Below are 16731 nucleotides of genomic sequence, written 5' to 3'. Positions count from 1 at the left end.
TTTGGCAACAGCGTTGTTTAAGTGGAGGGCATGACTGCCACAGGCTCTGACACCTCCCGCCGCGAGGGCCCCGTCCGTGAAGGCCCCTTCCGGGTGGGCCTCGTCGGCTACGGCCTCGCGGGCTCCGTCTTCCACGCCCCGCTGATCACCGCCACCGAGGGCCTCGTCCTCGACACGATCGTCACGGCGAACCCGGACCGGCAGCAGCAGGCACGGGACGAGTTCCCCGACGTACGGTTCGCGACGACCCCCGACGAGCTCTGGCAGCGCGCCGACGAGCTGGATCTGATCGTCATCGCGTCCCCGAACAAGACGCACGTCCCGATCGCCCGCGCCGCCCTCGAAGCGGGCCTGCCGGTGGTCGTCGACAAGCCGATCGCGGGCACGGCGGCCGAGGCCCGCGAGCTGGCCGCCCTCGCCGACGAGCGCGGTCTGCTGCTCTCCGTCTTCCAGAACCGCCGCTGGGACAACGACTTCCTGACCCTCCGGAAGCTGATCGCCGAGGGCGGCCTCGGCGACGTCTACCGCTTCGAGTCCCGCTTCGAGCGCTGGCGGCCCGAACTCAAGGGCGGCTGGCGCGAGTCCGGCGATCCCGCAGAGATCGGAGGTCTGCTGTACGACCTCGGAAGCCACGTGGTCGACCAGGCGCTGGTGCTCTTCGGCCCGGCGGCCACGGTGTACGCGGAGTCGGTCGTACGCCGCCCGGGCGCCGAGGCCGACGACGACACGTTCATCGCGATCACGCACACGAACGGCGTCCGCTCCCACCTCTACGCCTCCGCGACGACGGCCCAACTCGGCCCGCGCTTCCGCACGCTGGGCTCGAAGGCCGGTTACGTGAAGTACGGCCTCGACCCGCAGGAGGCCGCCCTGCGCGACGGCGCGCGCCCGGTCGCGGGCGGCGAGAAGGAGTGGGGCGTCGAGCCCGAGGAGCTGTGGGGCCGGGTCGGTTCGGGCGAGTCCCCGCTGACCGGCGGCGGCACCCCGGTCCCGACCGTGCCGGGCGACTACCCCGCGTACTACGCGGCCGTCGCCGACGCCCTGCGCGGCACCGGCGAGAACCCGGTGACCGCTCTGGAGGCAGCCGCCGCGCTGGACGTCCTGGAGGCCGCGTACCGCTCGGCCCACGAGAACGTGACGGTGACCCTGTGAGTACCTCTTCCGCCCCGACCGTCGCCGAACTGGAGGAGCAGGAGCGCCGGCTGACGCTCCCCCGCTTCACCCACGACGACGCGTGGACCCTCGGCACGCTGCTCGTCGAGATGGCCCGCGAGCGCGACGCTCCCGTCGCCATCGACATCCGCCGCGGGGGCCAGCAGCTCTTCCACGCCGCGCTTCCCGGCTCGACGCCCGACAACGACGCCTGGATCGACCGCAAGCGGCGGGTCGTCGAGCGCTACGCCGCCTCGTCCCTCCTGGTCGGCACCCGCTTCCGCGACAAGGACACCACGTTCGAGGCCTCCTCCCGCCTGGACCCCGACACCTACGCGGCCCACGGCGGAGCCTTCCCGATCACCATCGAGAACACCGGAGTGATCGGCACTGTGGTGGTATCGGGCCTCCCCCAACTGGAGGACCACGCACTGGTGGTGGAGGCCCTGACCCGCTTCCTGACCGCGTAGGCCCAAGGAGCGCGGGGAACGGCGCAGTCTTTTCGGTCTTCAGGGGGCGCAGCCCTCAAGGGGCGCGGGACGGCGCAACCAGCCCACCTCCCCGCGCCCCCCAGTGGAACGGCCCCGTGGAACGGCTACGCCGGCGCAAAAACCTGCCGCTGCCGCCCCAACCCGGAAATCTCCAGCTCCACGACATCCCCCGCCCGCAAGAACGGCTTGGGCTCGGGCATCCCCAGAGCAACCCCCGCAGGCGTCCCGGTATTGATCACATCCCCGGGATAAAGAGTCATGAACTGACTCACATACCGCACCACTTCCGCCACGGAGAAGATCTGGTCGCCCGTACTGCCGTCCTGCCGCAACTCCCCGTTCACCCACAGCTTCAGCCCGAGCGCCTGCGGATCAGGCACCTCGTCGGCGGTCACCAGCCACGGCCCCAGCGGATTGAACGTCTCGCAGTTCTTCCCCTTGTCCCAGGTGCCGCCCCGCTCGATCTGGAACTCCCGCTCGGACACGTCGTGCGCCACCGCGTACCCGGCGACATGCGCGAGCGCCTCCTCGCGCGAACCGAGATACCGCGCCGTACGCCCGATGACGACGGCCAGTTCGACCTCCCAGTCGGTCTTCACCGAGCCACGCGGCACCAGCACGGTGTCGTGCGGCCCGACCACGGTGTCCGCCGCCTTGAAGAAGATGACCGGCTCGGCAGGCGGCTCGGCGCCCGTCTCCCTGGCGTGGTCGTGGTAGTTGAGGCCGATGCAGACGACCTTGCCGATCCGGGCGACCGGCGGCCCGACCCGCAGCCCGTCCGCGTCGAGCGCGGGCAGTTCCCCGGCCTCGGCGGCGGTACGGATCCGGCCGAGCGCCGCGTCGTCGGCGAGCAGCGCCCCGTCGATGTCCGGCACGACGCCCGTCAGGTCCCGCAGGACTCCCTCGGCATCGAGCAGCGCGGGACGCTCGGCCCCCGCCGTACCGACTCGCAGCAGCTTCATGAGCACTATCTCCCTTGATCGCGGGCGGCCCGACCGATGGGTGCAGCCATCGGAGGACTGGTCGATCCTCCAAGGTCGGCGTCCAGTCCGCAATACCCGGTTCACGGACTGGACCGTAACTCCGGGGCCGGCCCGCCAGGGACTCCGGTGGGTCAGCCCGCCCCGGACTCCGGTGGGTCAGCCCAGCACGGTGGCGGCCGGCACCGTACCCGGCATGTCCCGGTACAGCGCGGCCCGCTCGATCGCGCTCCACGTCGTGCTGGTCACCACGTACAGCGCGGCGGCCAGCGGTACGAAGGCCACGGTGAGCAGCGTGAAGAAGGACATCAGCGGCATGATCCTGGTGATCGCGCCCATGCCCGGCACCTGCGGCTGCCCGTCCTGGCCACCAGGGGCCGCACCGGCCGTGCGCGCCGTACCGAACCCGGCGGTGGCACCGTTCGCCGCGGCACTCGCCGCCATCATCCGCTTCGTACGCCGGTAGTTGAACGTGGCGACGGCCGTGACGATCACGAACAACCCCACGTACACCAGCCCCTGCGCCCCGAAGATCCCGCCGTCGCCCAGCGCGTCCGCCCACCGGTCCCCCAGCGGCGCCGCGAACAGCTTGTGGGCGAGCAGGGAGTTCGCCTCGTCGCCGATCCGGGAGTTCGAGAACAGGTGGTAGAGGAGGAAGAAGGCCGGCAGCTGGAAGAGGCTCGGCAGGCATCCGGACAGCGGGGACACCTTCTCCGCGGCGTGCAGTTCCATCACCGCTTTCTGCAGTTTCTCGGGGTTCTTCCCGTGCTTCCTGCGCAGCTCGGCGATCCGCGGCTGCAGCGCCGCCCGCGCCCGCTGCCCACGTGCCGAGGCCCGTGACAGGGGATGCACGAGGAGCCGTACGAACGCGGTGAACAGGATGATCGCGGCGGCCGTCGCCGAGTCGTGGAAGAGCGGGTCGAGGAGATCCGCGAGCCCCTCCACGAGGCTCGCGAAGGCGGACATGAAGGTGGCGAACAGGGAAGAGAAGCCGGACATGGGTGAGCCCTCCGTGGGTCTCGTCGTGCCGAGGAGATGAGACGTGACGTGCGTCGAGGTGCGACGTGACGTGCGTCGGCATGACGGCCCGCGAGGGGCACAGCGCAACAGCTGTAGCAGCTGAGGCGACTGAAGCGGCTGGCTGGAACAGCTGCTCAGAGCAGCTGAGAGTCCCCTACGCGGCCGTCGGGAGGGCCCGGCCGGGGGCTCGGGGACGCCTGCGCCCCCGGGCGTCGGGATCGCGCTGCGGCAGGAACGCCGTGCGCTGCTCACGGTCACGCATGGCCGTACGGACCCGGGTACGGGGCACGGCGGGCGCGAGCCGCGAGGAGATCAGGGAACAGGCGGCGAGCGCGGACCCGGCCGCGGCGGTCGCCGCGAACGTGACGGCGACGGCGCCGGAGAGGCTTCCCGTGTCCAGGAGCGCCACCTGCAGGAGAAGGACGAGCAGCAGGACGGCGGGCTTCAACTGCGCCCAGGTCCGTGTCACGGGCTGCCCTCCTGTCCTCTGGTTCTGCTCGTTCGGTTCTGCTCGTTCGGTTCTGCTCGTTCGGTTCTGCTCGTTCGGTTCTGCTGTTCGATGACCTCTTGCCGTTATACAGGATCGACAGGATCGGCTGTACGGGACCGTGTGTGGGACTGGTGTACGGGACCGGTATACGGGACCGGCCCGCGGGCGCCGCCGTACCGAGTCCCGCGGACTCCAGCGGACCCGTAGTACCCCAGGGGCATAGTCGGTACCCTCCCAGCGGGGAACGCGCGTGCGGATGGGGGCGTTGATGGGATATCGGAGACCCGTGCGGTTTTTTTCGGGTGTCTTGGCCACCGGGCTGTTACTGGGGGGCTGTTCGGGGACCGAGGAGGACGGGTCCGCCGAGCCCGCCCGTTCCAGTCCCGCTTCCGGCCCACCCCGAAGTCCGACTCCCGACGCCACTACCACCGCTGACGCCAGTACCGCCGCGGACACCGGTGCCGACACCGGTGCCGACACCGGTACCGGTCCCAGTGCCGGCGCCACGGGTCTGGGGTTCACCCCCGACCCCGACCGTGCGCCGAAGACCCGCGCGGAGGCCCGGCGCCTGGCCCGCTCCGTCGCGGCGACGCCCGCGGACTGGGCCCCCGGCTTCGTCAGACGCGGCCCGTACGAGAGCGACCCCGGCGCCTGGCCCGTCCTCGGCACCGACTGCGTCTGGCAGCGCGAGTCGCTGCCCCCGACGGTGCTCGCCACCCTCACCCGCAACAGCGAACTGCCCGCGGAGGGCGCCAAGGGCCCGATCCGCGTCACCGCAGTCGTCACCGTGCACCGGAGCGTGCAGGACGCCGAGTGGGAGATGGCGGGCATGCTGGAGGAAGCGCTGCGCTGTCCCGACCAGCAGCTCCGCCAGGACGAACGGATCGCCGGACTGCTCTCCCAGGGCGCGGCCTACGGTCTGCTGGCCAACTTCACCTCCGAGGACTCGCTCACGGAGAGCGGCAAGTACTACAGCGACGAGCTCGGCGGCCCGCACTACTACTACTGGGTGCAGAGCCGCCTGGGACAGGTCACCGTGGCCGTCGGCGGCAGGGGTGCGAAGGGGCGCTCCGACGACGACGTCGACTCCGCGCTGAGACAGGGAGCGGGCCAGATGCTGAGCCGCGTCGAGATCGCACTGGAGGCGCCGGAATGAGCGGTCCTCTGCTCCCCACCGACCCCGCCCGGACCGGCGGACACCGGCTGCTGGCACGGCTCGGGTCCGGCGGCATGGGCGTGGTCTACCTCGGCCGTACGGAGGCCGGAGCGCTGGCCGCCGTCAAGGTCATCCGGTCCGAGTACGCCGACGAGCCCGACTTCCGCGCCCGCTTCCGCCGTGAGGTCGAGTCGGCCCGCCGGGTGAGCAGCCCCTGGGCGGTGCCGGTCACCGGCGCGGACCCGGACGCGGCCGAGCCCTGGCTGGCCACCGCCTTCGTACCCGGCCCATCCCTTGAGGAATCGGTCGCCCGCCACGGCCCGCTGCCCACCCGCAGCGTGCTCGCGCTGGCCAGGATGCTCGCCGCCGCGCTGCGCGAGGTGCACGCGGCCGGGCTGGTCCACCGCGACGTCAAGCCCGCCAACGTCCTGCTCGCCGTGGACGGGCCCCGCCTGATCGACTTCGGGATCGCCCGGGCGACCGACGAGACCGCGATCACCTCCACCGACCTGATCGTCGGCACCCCCGGCTTCCTCTCCCCCGAGCAGGCCGAGGCGCGCGGCGCGGCGGTGGGCCCGGCGAGCGACGTCTTCTCGCTGGGCTGTCTGCTGGCGTACGCGGCGAGCGGTCGCCCGCCGTTCGGCACCGGCACGGCGGACGCCCTCCTCTACCGCACGGTCCACGACGAACCCGACCTGTCCGGCATCTCCGACGACTCCAGCGGTCCTGCGGATTCCAGCGGTCCTGCGACTTCCAGCGACGCGGCCGACTCCGCCGATCCTGCCGACGGCGTCGAACTGCTGACACTGCTGCGCCTGTGCCTGGCGAAGGACCCGGCGAACCGTCCGACGGCCGAACAGATCGGCACGGTCCTGCTGGTCGAGGACGCCGTCCCCCACGACGAGCGGCTCGCCTGGCTGCCCGAGGACGTCGTACGGGGCATCGCGGACCGTTCGGCCGAGATGCTGGCGCTTCCCGACATCGAGCCGACCGTCGCCGAAACTCCGGCCCAGGGCTCGGGCACCGGCTCGGGCTCGGGCTCGGGCTCGAAGGACGAGACGGAACCGGCGTCGCCCGGCCGCAGGCGGCTGCTCCTGGCCTCCGGCGCGGCGGTGCTCATGGCCGCGGGCGGAACCGCGGCCTGGGCGGTCCTGCGCGACGACTCCAGCGCGTCGGCGTCGGGGGCCCGCCGCTGGACCATCGGCGTGCAGGCGGATCTGAGCGGCCCCCTGCGGACGGCGGGCGAGGCACAGGTGCGGGGTGCCCGGCTGGCGGTCGAGCAGTTCAACTCCCGTAAGGACAGGCCCTTCGAGCTCACCCTGAGGATCGTGGACGACGGGGGCAGCGCAAAGCGGGCGCCGGCCGCGGCCAAGAAGCTGATCCAGGACACCGATGTGCTCGCCGTGCTCGGTCCCACCAGCGACGAGGCGGCCCGCGCGGTCCTCGGCACGTACGACGAGGCCCTCATGCCGTTGCTGTCGGTCTCGGCCGGAGGTCTGCTCCTGACCTCACCGGAGTACCGGTCCTTCGTGCACTGCCGTCCCAGCGACGCGGCCCTCTCCCTCCCCATGAGCGTCTACCTCATGAAGCACACGAAGAGCCCGACGAACACGAAGAGCGCGACGCGGGCGGGTTCGCTGCGCCCCGGCCTGCTCCAGGACCGCACCGGGCAGACGTACGCCCAGGAGTCCGCCGGGATCAACGCCACGATGATGCGCAGTCTGGGCCGGCCCGCCTACCCCCGGGTGGTCCCGGCGGGCACGGACGACATGGGCCCCGTCGTCGCCGACATGCTGCGGGCCGGGATCGGCTCGTTCGTCTACGCCGGATACGCCGAGGGTGCGGCCCGGGTCGCCCGTGAACTGGCGGCGGCCGGCTTCGAGGGACCGCGGTTCGCCTCGCAGGCCGTGATCGACCCGGAGTTCCTGGAGCGGGCCGGGGAGGCCGCCGAGGGCTGGCTGATGACCGCCTCCTTCGTCGACCCCTCCGCCGTACCGGCCGCGAAGGCCTTCACCGCGGCGTTCCGCAAACGCTACGACGCGGCGCCCGGCTACTACGCGGTCGAGGCGTACGACACCGTCAACCTCGTCGTCCAGGAGCTGCTGAGGACCACCAAGGGCAGCAAAGACAGCAAGGACAGCAAGGGCACGGCGAGTACGACAGGTTCCGCTGCCGCGGGCGTACGGCCGCCGGGGCGCCGGGAGTTGGTGGATCTGCTGCGCAAGAGCCGCTACAAGGGCATCACCAAGGAGTTCTCCTTCAAGCCGGAGGACGGCACGTTCGCCGGCTGGGGCATCTTCCTGCACCAGGTCGAGGGCGGCAGGTTCCGCTACCTCGGCGAAGCTCCCTCCGAGGTGTAGCGCGGTGAGCGGGGTGGGCGGAGCGCCCGCGGAAGGTCCCGCGGGACTGCGCCCGCTCAAGCCGGGCGACCCGCGCTCCGTCGGCGGCCACCGGCTGCTCGGCCGGCTCGGCGCGGGCGGCATGGGCGTGGTCTACCTGGCCCGTTCGGCGGGCGGGACCCTGGTCGCGCTGAAGGTGATCCGCGCCGAGTACGCGGCCGACCACGACTTCCGGACCCGTTTCCGGCGCGAGGCCGACGCGGCGGGCGGGCTCACCGGGCGGTGGGTGGTACCGGTCACCACGGCACAGCCGGAGGCCCCCGAACCCTGGCTGGCGACCGCCTTCGTACCGGGCCCGTCACTGGCCGAGGCCGTCGCCCTGCACGGGCCCCTGCCGGACCGTACGGTACGAGTCCTGGGCGCCCGGCTGGCCGAAGCGCTCACCGAGGTGCACCGCGCGGGCCTGGTGCACCGGGACGTCAAGCCGGGCAACGTCCTGCTCGCCCTCGACGGGCCCCGGTTGATCGATTTCGGCATCGCGCGCTCCACCGGGGCCACCGCGCTGACCGCGAGCGACGTGGTGATCGGTTCGCCCGGCTATCTCTCGCCCGAGCAGGCGCGGGTGCGGGCCGGCGGCGGTGGCGTCGGCCCGCCGAGCGACGTCTTCTCGCTGGGCTGCGTCCTGGCGTTCGCGGCGACCGGCCGCCGCCCGTTCGGCACGGGCACCGCCGCCGCCGTCATCTTCCGTACGGTCCACGAGGAACCGGACCTGGACGCCGTGCCGTGGACCCTGGTCCCGCTGCTGACCGCCTGCCTCGCCAAGGACCCGGCGGCCAGACCCACCGCGCAGGAGGTCCGGGACACGCTGACCGTCGACGGCGGAGGCAGGGTTGGGGGCGAGGCGGAGGACTCCGACTGGCTGCCGCCCTCGCTGCCCCGCCTGATCGCGGAACGCTCGTCAGCGGTCCTGGCCCTGCCCGACCCCCGCCCCGAGCCCGTGACGCTCGTGGAGCCGCCGGCACGGCCCGCCCTCTCCCGGCGCCGCCTGCTGACGCTGGGCTCGGCGGCCGGAGTGGTCGTGACCGGTGGCGGTCTCGCGGCCTGGGCCGCCACCCAGTCCTCGGGCAGCCGCGGCGGCTCTGCCCGCTCCGGCTCCCTCCCCCGGTACGTCATCGGCCTGCACGCGGACCTGTCGGGCCCGGACAGGGCGACCGGCCTGGCGCAGGAGCGGGGCGCGCGGATCGCCGTATCGGACTTCAACTCCGGCTTCCGTAAACCCGGTTCGCGGAACTCCGGGTCCAGCTCGCGTGACTCGGACGACGGCGCAGGCTCCGGCTCCGGCTCCGGTGGCGACCGCCCCTTCGACCTGGCGCTGAAGGTCCTGGACGACGCCGGGAAGGCGAAGCGGGCCGAGGAGGTGGCCGGCGGATTCGTCGCGGACCACGACGTGTACGCCGTCATCGGGGCGACCGGCACCGCCACGGCCGAGACCGCCGTGGCCCGCTACGAGAAGGCCCTGCTGCCCATCGTGTCCGTCTCCTCCGGTGCCGATCTGTACTCCCAGTCCACCACCCGCGCGTACTTCCAGCTCAGACCCGACGAGAACGCCCTGTCGACGCCCTTCATCCACTACCTCAGCCACGCCGGGAAGAGCCGCAGGACCGCGCTCGTCGACGACAGGGCGGCGAGCCAGACCAGTTGGCAGATCGTCAAGGACCTGACCGCGTACCCGCCCTCCCAGGGCACGACGACGACCCACACCGTCGCCGCCGACAGCGAGGACTTCGACTCGGTCGCCGCCGCCGTGCTCGCCGCCGACGCCCAGGCCGTCGTGTACGCCGGCGCCTCACCGCACCGGGCCGCCCGCTGCGCCCGCGCCCTGCGGCAGGCCGGCTTCCGGGGTACGTGCATGGCCCCGGAACCCGTACTGCAGACCGCGTTCCTCACGGAGGCGGGCCCGGCGGCCGAGGGCTGGGTGATGGTGACGACCTACGTGGACCCGGCCGAGCTGCCGGCCGCGGCGCGCTTCGTGAAGACGTACCGCGAACGCTTCGGGGTACGCACGGTCGGGCGCTTCGCGGTGGAGGCGTACGACGCGCTGCTCTTCCTCGCCCAGGGTCTGCGCGAGCTGGGCAACGTGGAGCCCGAACGCGGCGCCATGGTGCGCAGGCTCCGCGAGACCACCCACAAGGGTCTCGCCAAGACCATCGAGTTCGATCCGCTGACCAACGAGTTCGTCCTCCTCAACAGCCTCTTCCTGCACCGCGTACAGGACGGCGCTCCACACTTCCTGGGCCGCTACGACAAGGTCGGGAAATCCTGATCCGCCCGGCTGCCCCTCGGTGTCAGCGGGGCCGCACGGAGCGGAGCTTCCCCCAGACGACCAGCCGGTACTTGGAGGTGTACTGGGGCGTGCACGTGGTGAGTGTCAGATACTGCCCGGGCTCGGTGTACCCGTACGCGGGCCTGACCGTGCTGCGGGGAATCGCGCGGATCGTTCCGCCGTCCCCGGGCGAGGTCCGCGGCAGCGTCCGGTCGACGACGTACGTGTAGACGGCGTCCCTGGTCCCGACGTCGATCCGGTCGCCCTTCCGCAGCCGGTCGATGTACCGGAAGGGCTCGCCATGGGTGTTCCGGTGCCCGGCGAGAGCGAAGTTCCCGGCGCGGCCGGGCTGAGCGGTGCCCGGGTAGTGCCCGACGTACCCCTTGTTGAGCACACCCGACTTGCCGACCCCTTCCGCGACGGGCACGCGAAGCCCGAGCCGGGGGATGGTGAGAACGGCGTAGGCCTGGTCCCAGCGGGGGCGCACGCCGACGGAGCCGAAGTCCGACGAGCGCCGAGACCCGACACCACCGCTGCCACTGCCACTGCCACTGCCACTGCCACTACTGCTATCGCTATCGCCGCCGCCCGAGCCGGAGGAGCCGCCCCCTGATCCCCCTCGCCCTCCCTCCCACTCCCTCTCCAGTGCCTGGACCTTGCGCTCGGCGCCCTCCCTGGCCTGCCGGTTGGTCCACCACAGCTGGTGGGCGACGAGCAGGAGGAGGACCACACCGAGGGTCACGAGAACTTCGGCACCGTTGCGGAGGAGACGGGCGTAACGCGCACGCCGCCGCCGACCTTGCTGATGGACGACGGGAACCCGCACGCGTGCCTCCTCTCCGGTGCCGGGGGCCGCACGATAAGGGCTGACGCACCAACCCACCATCCCCATGAACACTCCGCCGGACGCTCCTCCGAACATCCCGCTCCGATCTGACCCCTGGCCTGCACATACCTCACCTCTGTCGGCCGTCGGCAGTACGGTGTCATCCATGCGCCCCGACACGTCTGCCGAGTACGTCGACCACAACGCCGAAGCAGCACGCCTGGAGCGGACAGCCGGCCTGTATCCCGAGGACGCCGAACACCTGCTCGTGCAGGCAGCGGCCCACCTCGAACTGGCCGACGACCGCCCGCGAGCCACCTCTCTCTACGACCGCCTGCTCTCCAGCACGATCCCGCTGGAGAACCCGTTCCTGGTACGGGCCCTGAAGGCAGCCAACCTCTGGGAGTACGGCCACGAGGCGGAGGCCAGGGCGATCATCGAGGGCGTCCGCGCGGCGGCACCGCGCGACCCGGCCCCATGGGTGATCGTCGCCGAGTCGCTGGAGTCCCACGACGAGCTGGAAGCCGCGCAGGAGACGTTCACGGAGGCGGCGGTCCACCTCCTGACGGACGTCCCGGAGCCTCCGTACGCGACCCACCCGGTCCTCTTCGGCCGCCATCGCGTACGCCGCATGCTGGGCCTGTCCCACGACAGCTGGGACTCCCTCGCGGACTCGCTCAACTCCTCCCCGGTGTCCCTGGACGAGCTGCACGACCCGAAGCGCGTGTGGTCGCTGGGCTCCGACAACCCGGCGGAACTGCAGGCGGAGATCTCCCGCCTGCGCGCCGAACTGGGCACGTTCCGGGAGGCGTTGTCGCGCCCGTTCCCGGTGGCGGTCCTGCACTGGCCGGCCCCTGAACTCACCGAACTCCTGACGGCCTACCCGAGCCTGTCGGCCGAGTACCCGTCCCACGAGGAACACCTCTCGACGATAGAGGCCTCGCTACGAGAACTGTCGTCCTCCGGCACCCCGAACCTGGGCATCGTGACGGGCACGGTCCCGTCGTACGAGGCCTTCGCGGCATCGGAACTGGCTTCCCCGGGTGATGCGTCCCTGTTGCCGCAGTACGCGACGACGCTGGCGGCGCGGGGCCGGGCTGTGGCTTGGCCGCCGGAGCGGGGGGCGGGTTGTTGGTGTGGGTCGGGCCAGGCTTACGAGGCTTGTCACGGGGCGGATCTGTAGACGGCCTTCCGCTGTCCGACCGTCCCCGGCGCCGGGGGCTCAAACCGGAGCCCCCGGCCGCCCGGGCAAGGGGCACAAGGAACTCTCCGTCCTCATTTCGGTACAGACGGTTCCGATGTCCGACCTTTGCAGTACCGTCACAGCATCGATCGGGATGTCGGGCCGCTCCTCCCCCACGCAGGCTCCGACCTGTGTGCACGAGGAAGCCCATGCCCTATAAATCAAGCGCAGCCTGGCAGTACGACGTCCCCACCACCGGCAGTACGCACCTACCCCCGGACGCCGGTTACGGCAAGGCGCTCACCAACCAGGGGTACGGCTTCGAGGTCGCCGTCGCCGACCTGATCGACAACTCCCTCGACGCAGGCGCCGACGAGATAGTGGTGCACTTCCTTCGGGACGCCGAGCGCATCCTGACGCTCCTGATCATCGACAACGGCCGCGGCATGGACAACGCCGGCCTGGACGCCGCGATGACGGTCGGCAAGCGCCGTGACTACGACGACGACTCCCTCGGCATGTACGGCACGGGCCTGAAGGCCGCCTCCCTCTCCCATGCCTCCTCGCTCACCGTCGTCAGCCGCACCCGGCGCACCCGCGCCGCGGGCCGCCGCCTCACGGCCGAGGGCATCGAGGACGGCTTCCGTTGTGACACCGTCGACCCGCGCTACGCGCAGGACCTCGTCGACCGCTACGACGGCGTCATCGAGTGGCAGGGCACGGTGGTCCGCTGGGACCGGGTGCGGACCTTCGAGACGGTCGCGCGCGGACAGAGCGACCAGTACCTGTCGAAGGCGATATCCCGCCTGGAGACCCACCTCGGCCTCTACTTCCACCGGTTCCTGCGCAAGGGCCTGAAGTTGGACATCGCCGTGTGGGACGTCGGCGACGGCGACGGCGGGCAGTGGGAGGAGCTGGACCACATCAGCGTCGAGCCCCTCGACCCGTTCGGCTACAAGGTGCCGGGGCGGGCGCGTTACCCCCGTTCGTTCACGGCCCCGGTCGAGGGCGTCGGCGAGGTGACGCTCACCGCGCACATCTGGCCCGCCAAGTCCAAGCAGGCGGGCTTCCGGCAGATCGGCGCCCTGGCCGAGCGGCAGGGCTTCTACTTCTACCGCAACGACCGGCTCGTGCAGGCGGGCGGCTGGAACGGTCTCCGCAGCCCGGAGGGCCACCTCGTCCTGGCCCGCGTGGAGGTGGACCTGCCGGCCAAGCCGAACGGTGTCTTCAGCCTCGACGTGAAGAAGGAGGGCGTCACCGTGACCCCTGCCTTCACGCTCGGTGTGGAGGAGTCGGTGGACGCGGCGGGCCACACCTTCCAGGCCTACCTCCTGGACACGGAGGCGGCGTACCGCGACGGCTCGAAGCGCTCCGAGATCACCCGCAAGCCGGTCACGCCGCCCGGCAAGGGTTTCGATCCGAAGGTCAAACGGGTCGTCAAGGAGGAGCTGCCGGAGAAGCCGGGCGAGGAGCCGATCGCGTTCGTCTGGGTGCCGCTGCCGGACGACCGCTTCTTCGACCTCGACCGCGAGGCGAACGCCGTCCTCCTCAACAGGTCCTTCCGGGAGGACTTCAACGACGGCCGGCGCGGCGGCTCGAACGACGCCCCGGTCACGAAGACGCTCCTCTATCTCCTCCTTGAGGACTGCTTCGGTCTCGGCCGCTGGGAGAAGGCGCGCCAGGACCGCGTCGACTACTGGAACACGATCCTGCTGGCGTCGGTGCGGGTCCAGCGCGAGCGCCGCGAACGCGGCGTCTCCTGCCCCTCCCTCCCCGCCACCGTGACCACCACCCCGATCGTCTAAGGACCTCCGTGAGCGACGACGCCCTCCTCGCCATCCACACCTCCGCCCTGTCCGGCATGACGAGCGGCCCGAAGCACTTCGCCAAGTGGGCGGCGCTGGCCGCCGACGAGGACCACCCCGACGCCGACCTGACCGAGGAGACGTTCCGCGCCCGACTCACCACCGGCGACGAGGCGCTCCTCGCCCTGTGGAGCCGTCACCTCAACGACTGGGACTTCGCCGAGTCCGCCCCCTGGGCCCCCGACGTCCAACCCCGCACCCCGAAGCGGCGCGCGGCCGCGTACGACCGGCTGCGGCTCGGCGAGGACCTGCGCAAGGTGCTCGACGAGTTGGTACGGGTTTCCGAGGTGCCCGGCGCGACGATCATCACCCGGAAGTTCACCCCCTGGTACACCCCGGAGCGTGCGGAGGCCCGCTCGTTCTACTGGCGGGCCTACGAGCGCAAGCTGCGCGCCAAGGGCTGGTCGCCGGAGGCGGTCGCCGGTCTCGACGAGGCGAGCCGCGCGGTGGTCGAGCGCCTCGCCGACCCGGAGCAGACTGCCGCGCGGAAGGCGAAGGGCCTGGTCGTCGGTTACGTGCAGTCCGGGAAGACCGCGAACTTCACCGGTGTGGCCGCGAAGGCCGTCGACGCGGGATACCGCCTGGTCATCGTCCTCGGCGGCACCCTCAACATGCTGCGCGCGCAGACGCAGCGCCGCCTCGACATGGAGCTGATCGGGCAGGAGAACATCCTGCGCGGCGCGGACCCCGACGACGTGGACAGCCTGGTAGGCGTGGACTACGTGGGCGACGACGAGGAGTGGCCGGAGTTCGTCCGGCACGGTGGGCGCCCCTCGACCCGTGGCGCATTCGACATCGAACGCCTCACCACTCGCGACAACGACTACAAGAGCCTCGCGCAAGGCATCCGCGCCCTGGAGTTCGAGAAGCGCGAACCGACCCGCCCGTTGCACGACCCGTCGAACCTGCACCACGCGGCGGCCCGCGTGATGGTGGTCAAGAAGAACAAGGGCGTCCTGGAGAAGCTGGTCAAAGACCTCAAGCAGATCCACGGCATCCTCGGCGAGCTGCCCGCCCTGATCATCGACGACGAGTCCGACCAGGCGTCCGTGAACACGTCGAACCCGAAGAAGTGGGAGCAGGGCCGCACCGAGCGCACCGCGATCAACAAGCTCATATCCGAGCTCATCGGCCTGCTGCCGCGCGCCCAGTACGTCGGCTACACGGCGACCCCGTTCGCCAACGTCTTCGTGGACCCGAGCGACGGCGACGACATCTTCCCGTCGGACTTCCTGATCTCCCTCCCGCGGCCCGCCGGTTACATGGGCGTACAGGACTTCCACGACCTGGACTCGACGGTGCCGCCGGAGGAGCGCACGTACGCCAACTCGCAGGAGGAGGCGCACGTCCGCAGCATCTACGACTCGACGGGCGACCGGCTCCAGGAGGCGATGGACGCGTTCGTCCTGTCCGGCGCGCTGAAGCTGTACCGGGCGGCGCACGGCGTGCCGGAAGGCCCGTTCCGCCACCACACGATGCTGGTGCACGAGTCGGTGAAGAAGGACGACCACGCGGAGCTCGCGCTGCGCATCAACTCCATGTGGCACGAGGCGGGTTACGCGTCCGCAGCAGGCCACACGCGGCTCGCCGCCCTGTGGGAGTCGGACCACGCGAAGGTCAGCGAGGCCCGCGCGGCCGGCCTGCCCTCGCCGGCCTCGTACGAGGAACTGCGCCCGCACGTCAGCCGGGCCCGCCAGCTCATCGGTTCCGGCAGTCGCCCCGTCATCGTCGTGAACGGCGACTCGGACCGCTACTTCGACCAGCTCGACCTGGACTTCGACCGCACGCCGAACGTCTGGAAGATCCTGGTGGGCGGCACGAAGCTGTCGCGTGGCTTCACGGTGGAGGGTCTGACGGTCACCTACTACCGCCGCACCACCCAGCAGGCGGACACCCTGATGCAGATGGGCCGTTGGTTCGGCTTCCGCCCCGGCTACCGAGACCTCGTACGCCTGTACATCGGCCGCGAGGAGGCCTACGGGCGTAGCCGGACAGCGGACCTGTACGAGGCGTTCGAGGCGGTGTGCCGGGATGAGGAACTGTTCCGCGGGCAGCTGGCGCGGTACGCGGAACTGGTGGACGGACGTCCGCAGTTGACGCCTTCGCAGGTGCCGCCCCTGGTCTCCCAGCACCTACCGTGGCTCAAACCGGCGGCACGGAACAAGATGTTCAACGCGGAGCTGGTGGAGATCCGGTCGCCAGGTGCGTGGGTGGAGCCCACGGCTTACCCGGCCGACACCGCGACGGCGGACCTGCGGCACAACGTGGAGACGTGGAAGCCGGTCATCGACCGCCTCGACGCGCCGCCGGTCACCCTCGCCTGCGGCGGGACGGAGTACGAGGCGCTCGTCTCCACCGTCGACCACGACACCCTCCTCAGGGTGTTGTGCGAGCTACGCTGGTCGGAGCCGCGTCAGTTCTCGCCCCACCTGGAGTCCCTCATCGAGGCGGGCAACCTCAACGCGCCCATCGACGACTGGGTCGTGATCGCTCCGCAGCAGACGTCGGGCCGCCGTACCGAAGGGCGTGTCCTGGGGTCGCGACCGCTGTCGCTGGCCCGTCGTACGCGGCGCAGGGACGATTTGTTCGGTGCGATCAGCGAGCCCAAGCACCGATCGTCCGTCCTACGCATCGCCGGGTCCGGCGGGGCACCTCACGGCAACGAGACCGTGGAGTCACTCGTTCGTCCCCGACGCGGCGCCGTCGTGCTGTACCCGGTCGTGGAGTCCGATGCCGTGCTCTCCTCCGACGGCTCGGTCGACCCCCGTCGTCTGGTCATGGCCTTTACCCTGGTCGCACCGGGTGGCTCCGCACGGGCGGGACGCGGCCTGCTGCGCTTCCGGGCCCGGGACAACGGGACGAGCGACCATGCGATCGTCGATCACCAGGACATCTGAGCACGGGAA

Annotated in this window: 12 protein-coding genes; 8 read left to right on the top strand and 4 right to left on the bottom strand. The window is 71.3% G+C overall.

From position 1 onward, the window contains the following. The first annotated feature begins 30 nt into the window (after positions 1–30). Positions 31–1152, top strand: a complete 1122-nt coding sequence (locus OHS59_RS28005; protein WP_328496119.1) for a Gfo/Idh/MocA family oxidoreductase — start codon at positions 31–33, stop codon at positions 1150–1152. Further along, complete coding sequence (locus OHS59_RS28000) at positions 1149–1622, top strand: heme-degrading domain-containing protein (protein ID WP_328496118.1); 474 nt, start codon at positions 1149–1151, stop codon at positions 1620–1622. Before OHS59_RS28005 ends, OHS59_RS28000 begins: the two co-directional genes overlap by 4 nt. Before the next feature lie 125 nt (positions 1623–1747). On the opposite strand, the gene OHS59_RS27995 is transcribed toward OHS59_RS28000, so the two are convergent. From OHS59_RS27995 to OHS59_RS27985, 3 genes are all read right to left on the bottom strand, one after another. Further along, complete coding sequence (locus OHS59_RS27995) at positions 1748–2605, bottom strand: fumarylacetoacetate hydrolase family protein (RefSeq protein ID WP_328496117.1); 858 nt, start codon at positions 2603–2605, stop codon at positions 1748–1750. 177 nt (positions 2606–2782) lie between these two features. Continuing rightward, positions 2783–3589: a YidC/Oxa1 family membrane protein insertase gene (locus OHS59_RS27990; RefSeq protein ID WP_328499392.1), complete on the bottom strand. Its 807-nt coding sequence runs from the start codon at positions 3587–3589 to the stop codon at positions 2783–2785. A 208-nt stretch (positions 3590–3797) separates the two neighbouring features. Further along, the gene (locus OHS59_RS27985; RefSeq protein ID WP_328496116.1) at positions 3798–4112 is read right to left on the bottom strand and encodes a DUF6412 domain-containing protein; all 315 of its coding nucleotides are present in this window, start codon (positions 4110–4112) and stop codon (positions 3798–3800) included. A gap of 328 nt (positions 4113–4440) precedes the next feature. Between OHS59_RS27985 and OHS59_RS27980 the strand changes: the two genes are divergently transcribed. The 3 genes from OHS59_RS27980 to OHS59_RS27970 are packed head-to-tail and all read left to right on the top strand — an operon-like array spanning position 4441 to position 9951. Then, a complete protein-coding gene (locus OHS59_RS27980) occupies positions 4441–5289 on the top strand; it encodes a hypothetical protein (protein WP_328496115.1) in 849 nt (282 codons plus the stop codon). Continuing rightward, positions 5286–7649, top strand: a complete 2364-nt coding sequence (locus OHS59_RS27975) for a bifunctional serine/threonine-protein kinase/ABC transporter substrate-binding protein (protein ID WP_328496114.1) — start codon at positions 5286–5288, stop codon at positions 7647–7649. Before OHS59_RS27980 ends, OHS59_RS27975 begins: the two co-directional genes overlap by 4 nt. Before the next feature lie 46 nt (positions 7650–7695). Then, positions 7696–9951: a bifunctional serine/threonine-protein kinase/ABC transporter substrate-binding protein gene (locus OHS59_RS27970; RefSeq protein ID WP_328499391.1), complete on the top strand. Its 2256-nt coding sequence runs from the start codon at positions 7696–7698 to the stop codon at positions 9949–9951. Between the two features lie 22 nt (positions 9952–9973). Here OHS59_RS27970 and OHS59_RS27965 read toward each other — a convergent pair whose 3' ends face one another. After that, the gene (locus tag OHS59_RS27965) at positions 9974–10777 is read right to left on the bottom strand and encodes a class E sortase (RefSeq protein ID WP_328496113.1); all 804 of its coding nucleotides are present in this window, start codon (positions 10775–10777) and stop codon (positions 9974–9976) included. A gap of 166 nt (positions 10778–10943) precedes the next feature. Here OHS59_RS27965 and OHS59_RS27960 point away from each other — a divergent pair, with 166 nt between their 5' ends. The 3 genes from OHS59_RS27960 (at position 10944) to OHS59_RS27950 (ending at position 16722) form a co-directional block, all read left to right on the top strand. Further along, positions 10944–11960 (top strand): SEC-C metal-binding domain-containing protein, encoded by a 1017-nt coding sequence (locus OHS59_RS27960; RefSeq protein ID WP_328496112.1) that lies wholly within the window; start codon positions 10944–10946, stop codon positions 11958–11960. A gap of 209 nt (positions 11961–12169) precedes the next feature. Further along, positions 12170–13765 (top strand): ATP-binding protein, encoded by a 1596-nt coding sequence (locus tag OHS59_RS27955; RefSeq protein ID WP_328496111.1) that lies wholly within the window; start codon positions 12170–12172, stop codon positions 13763–13765. A gap of 56 nt (positions 13766–13821) precedes the next feature. Beyond that, on the top strand, positions 13822–16722 hold the full coding sequence (locus OHS59_RS27950) for a Z1 domain-containing protein (protein ID WP_328499390.1): 2901 nt from the start codon (positions 13822–13824) through the stop codon (positions 16720–16722). Positions 16723–16731: the final 9 nt, after the last annotated feature.

The sequence above is a fragment of the Streptomyces sp. NBC_00414 genome, from assembly GCF_036038375.1.
Taxonomy (GTDB): domain Bacteria; phylum Actinomycetota; class Actinomycetes; order Streptomycetales; family Streptomycetaceae; genus Streptomyces.
This window is presented reverse-complemented; position numbering and strand designations above follow the sequence as displayed.

What these genes read in the sequence shown, in the direction of transcription:
- OHS59_RS27995 (WP_328496117.1), bottom strand. Translation starts at nt 2,605, where the DNA reads ATGAAGCTGCTGCGAGTCGGTACGGCGGGGGCCGAGCGTCCCGCGCTG.
- OHS59_RS28005 (WP_328496119.1), top strand. Translation starts at nt 31, where the DNA reads ATGACTGCCACAGGCTCTGACACCTCCCGCCGCGAGGGCCCCGTCCGT.
- OHS59_RS27960 (WP_328496112.1), top strand. Translation starts at nt 10,944, where the DNA reads ATGCGCCCCGACACGTCTGCCGAGTACGTCGACCACAACGCCGAAGCA.
- OHS59_RS27955 (WP_328496111.1), top strand. Translation starts at nt 12,170, where the DNA reads ATGCCCTATAAATCAAGCGCAGCCTGGCAGTACGACGTCCCCACCACC.
- OHS59_RS27990 (WP_328499392.1), bottom strand. Translation starts at nt 3,589, where the DNA reads ATGTCCGCCTTCGCGAGCCTCGTGGAGGGGCTCGCGGATCTCCTCGAC.
- OHS59_RS27950 (WP_328499390.1), top strand. Translation starts at nt 13,822, where the DNA reads ATGACGAGCGGCCCGAAGCACTTCGCCAAGTGGGCGGCGCTGGCCGCC.
- OHS59_RS27975 (WP_328496114.1), top strand. Translation starts at nt 5,286, where the DNA reads ATGAGCGGTCCTCTGCTCCCCACCGACCCCGCCCGGACCGGCGGACAC.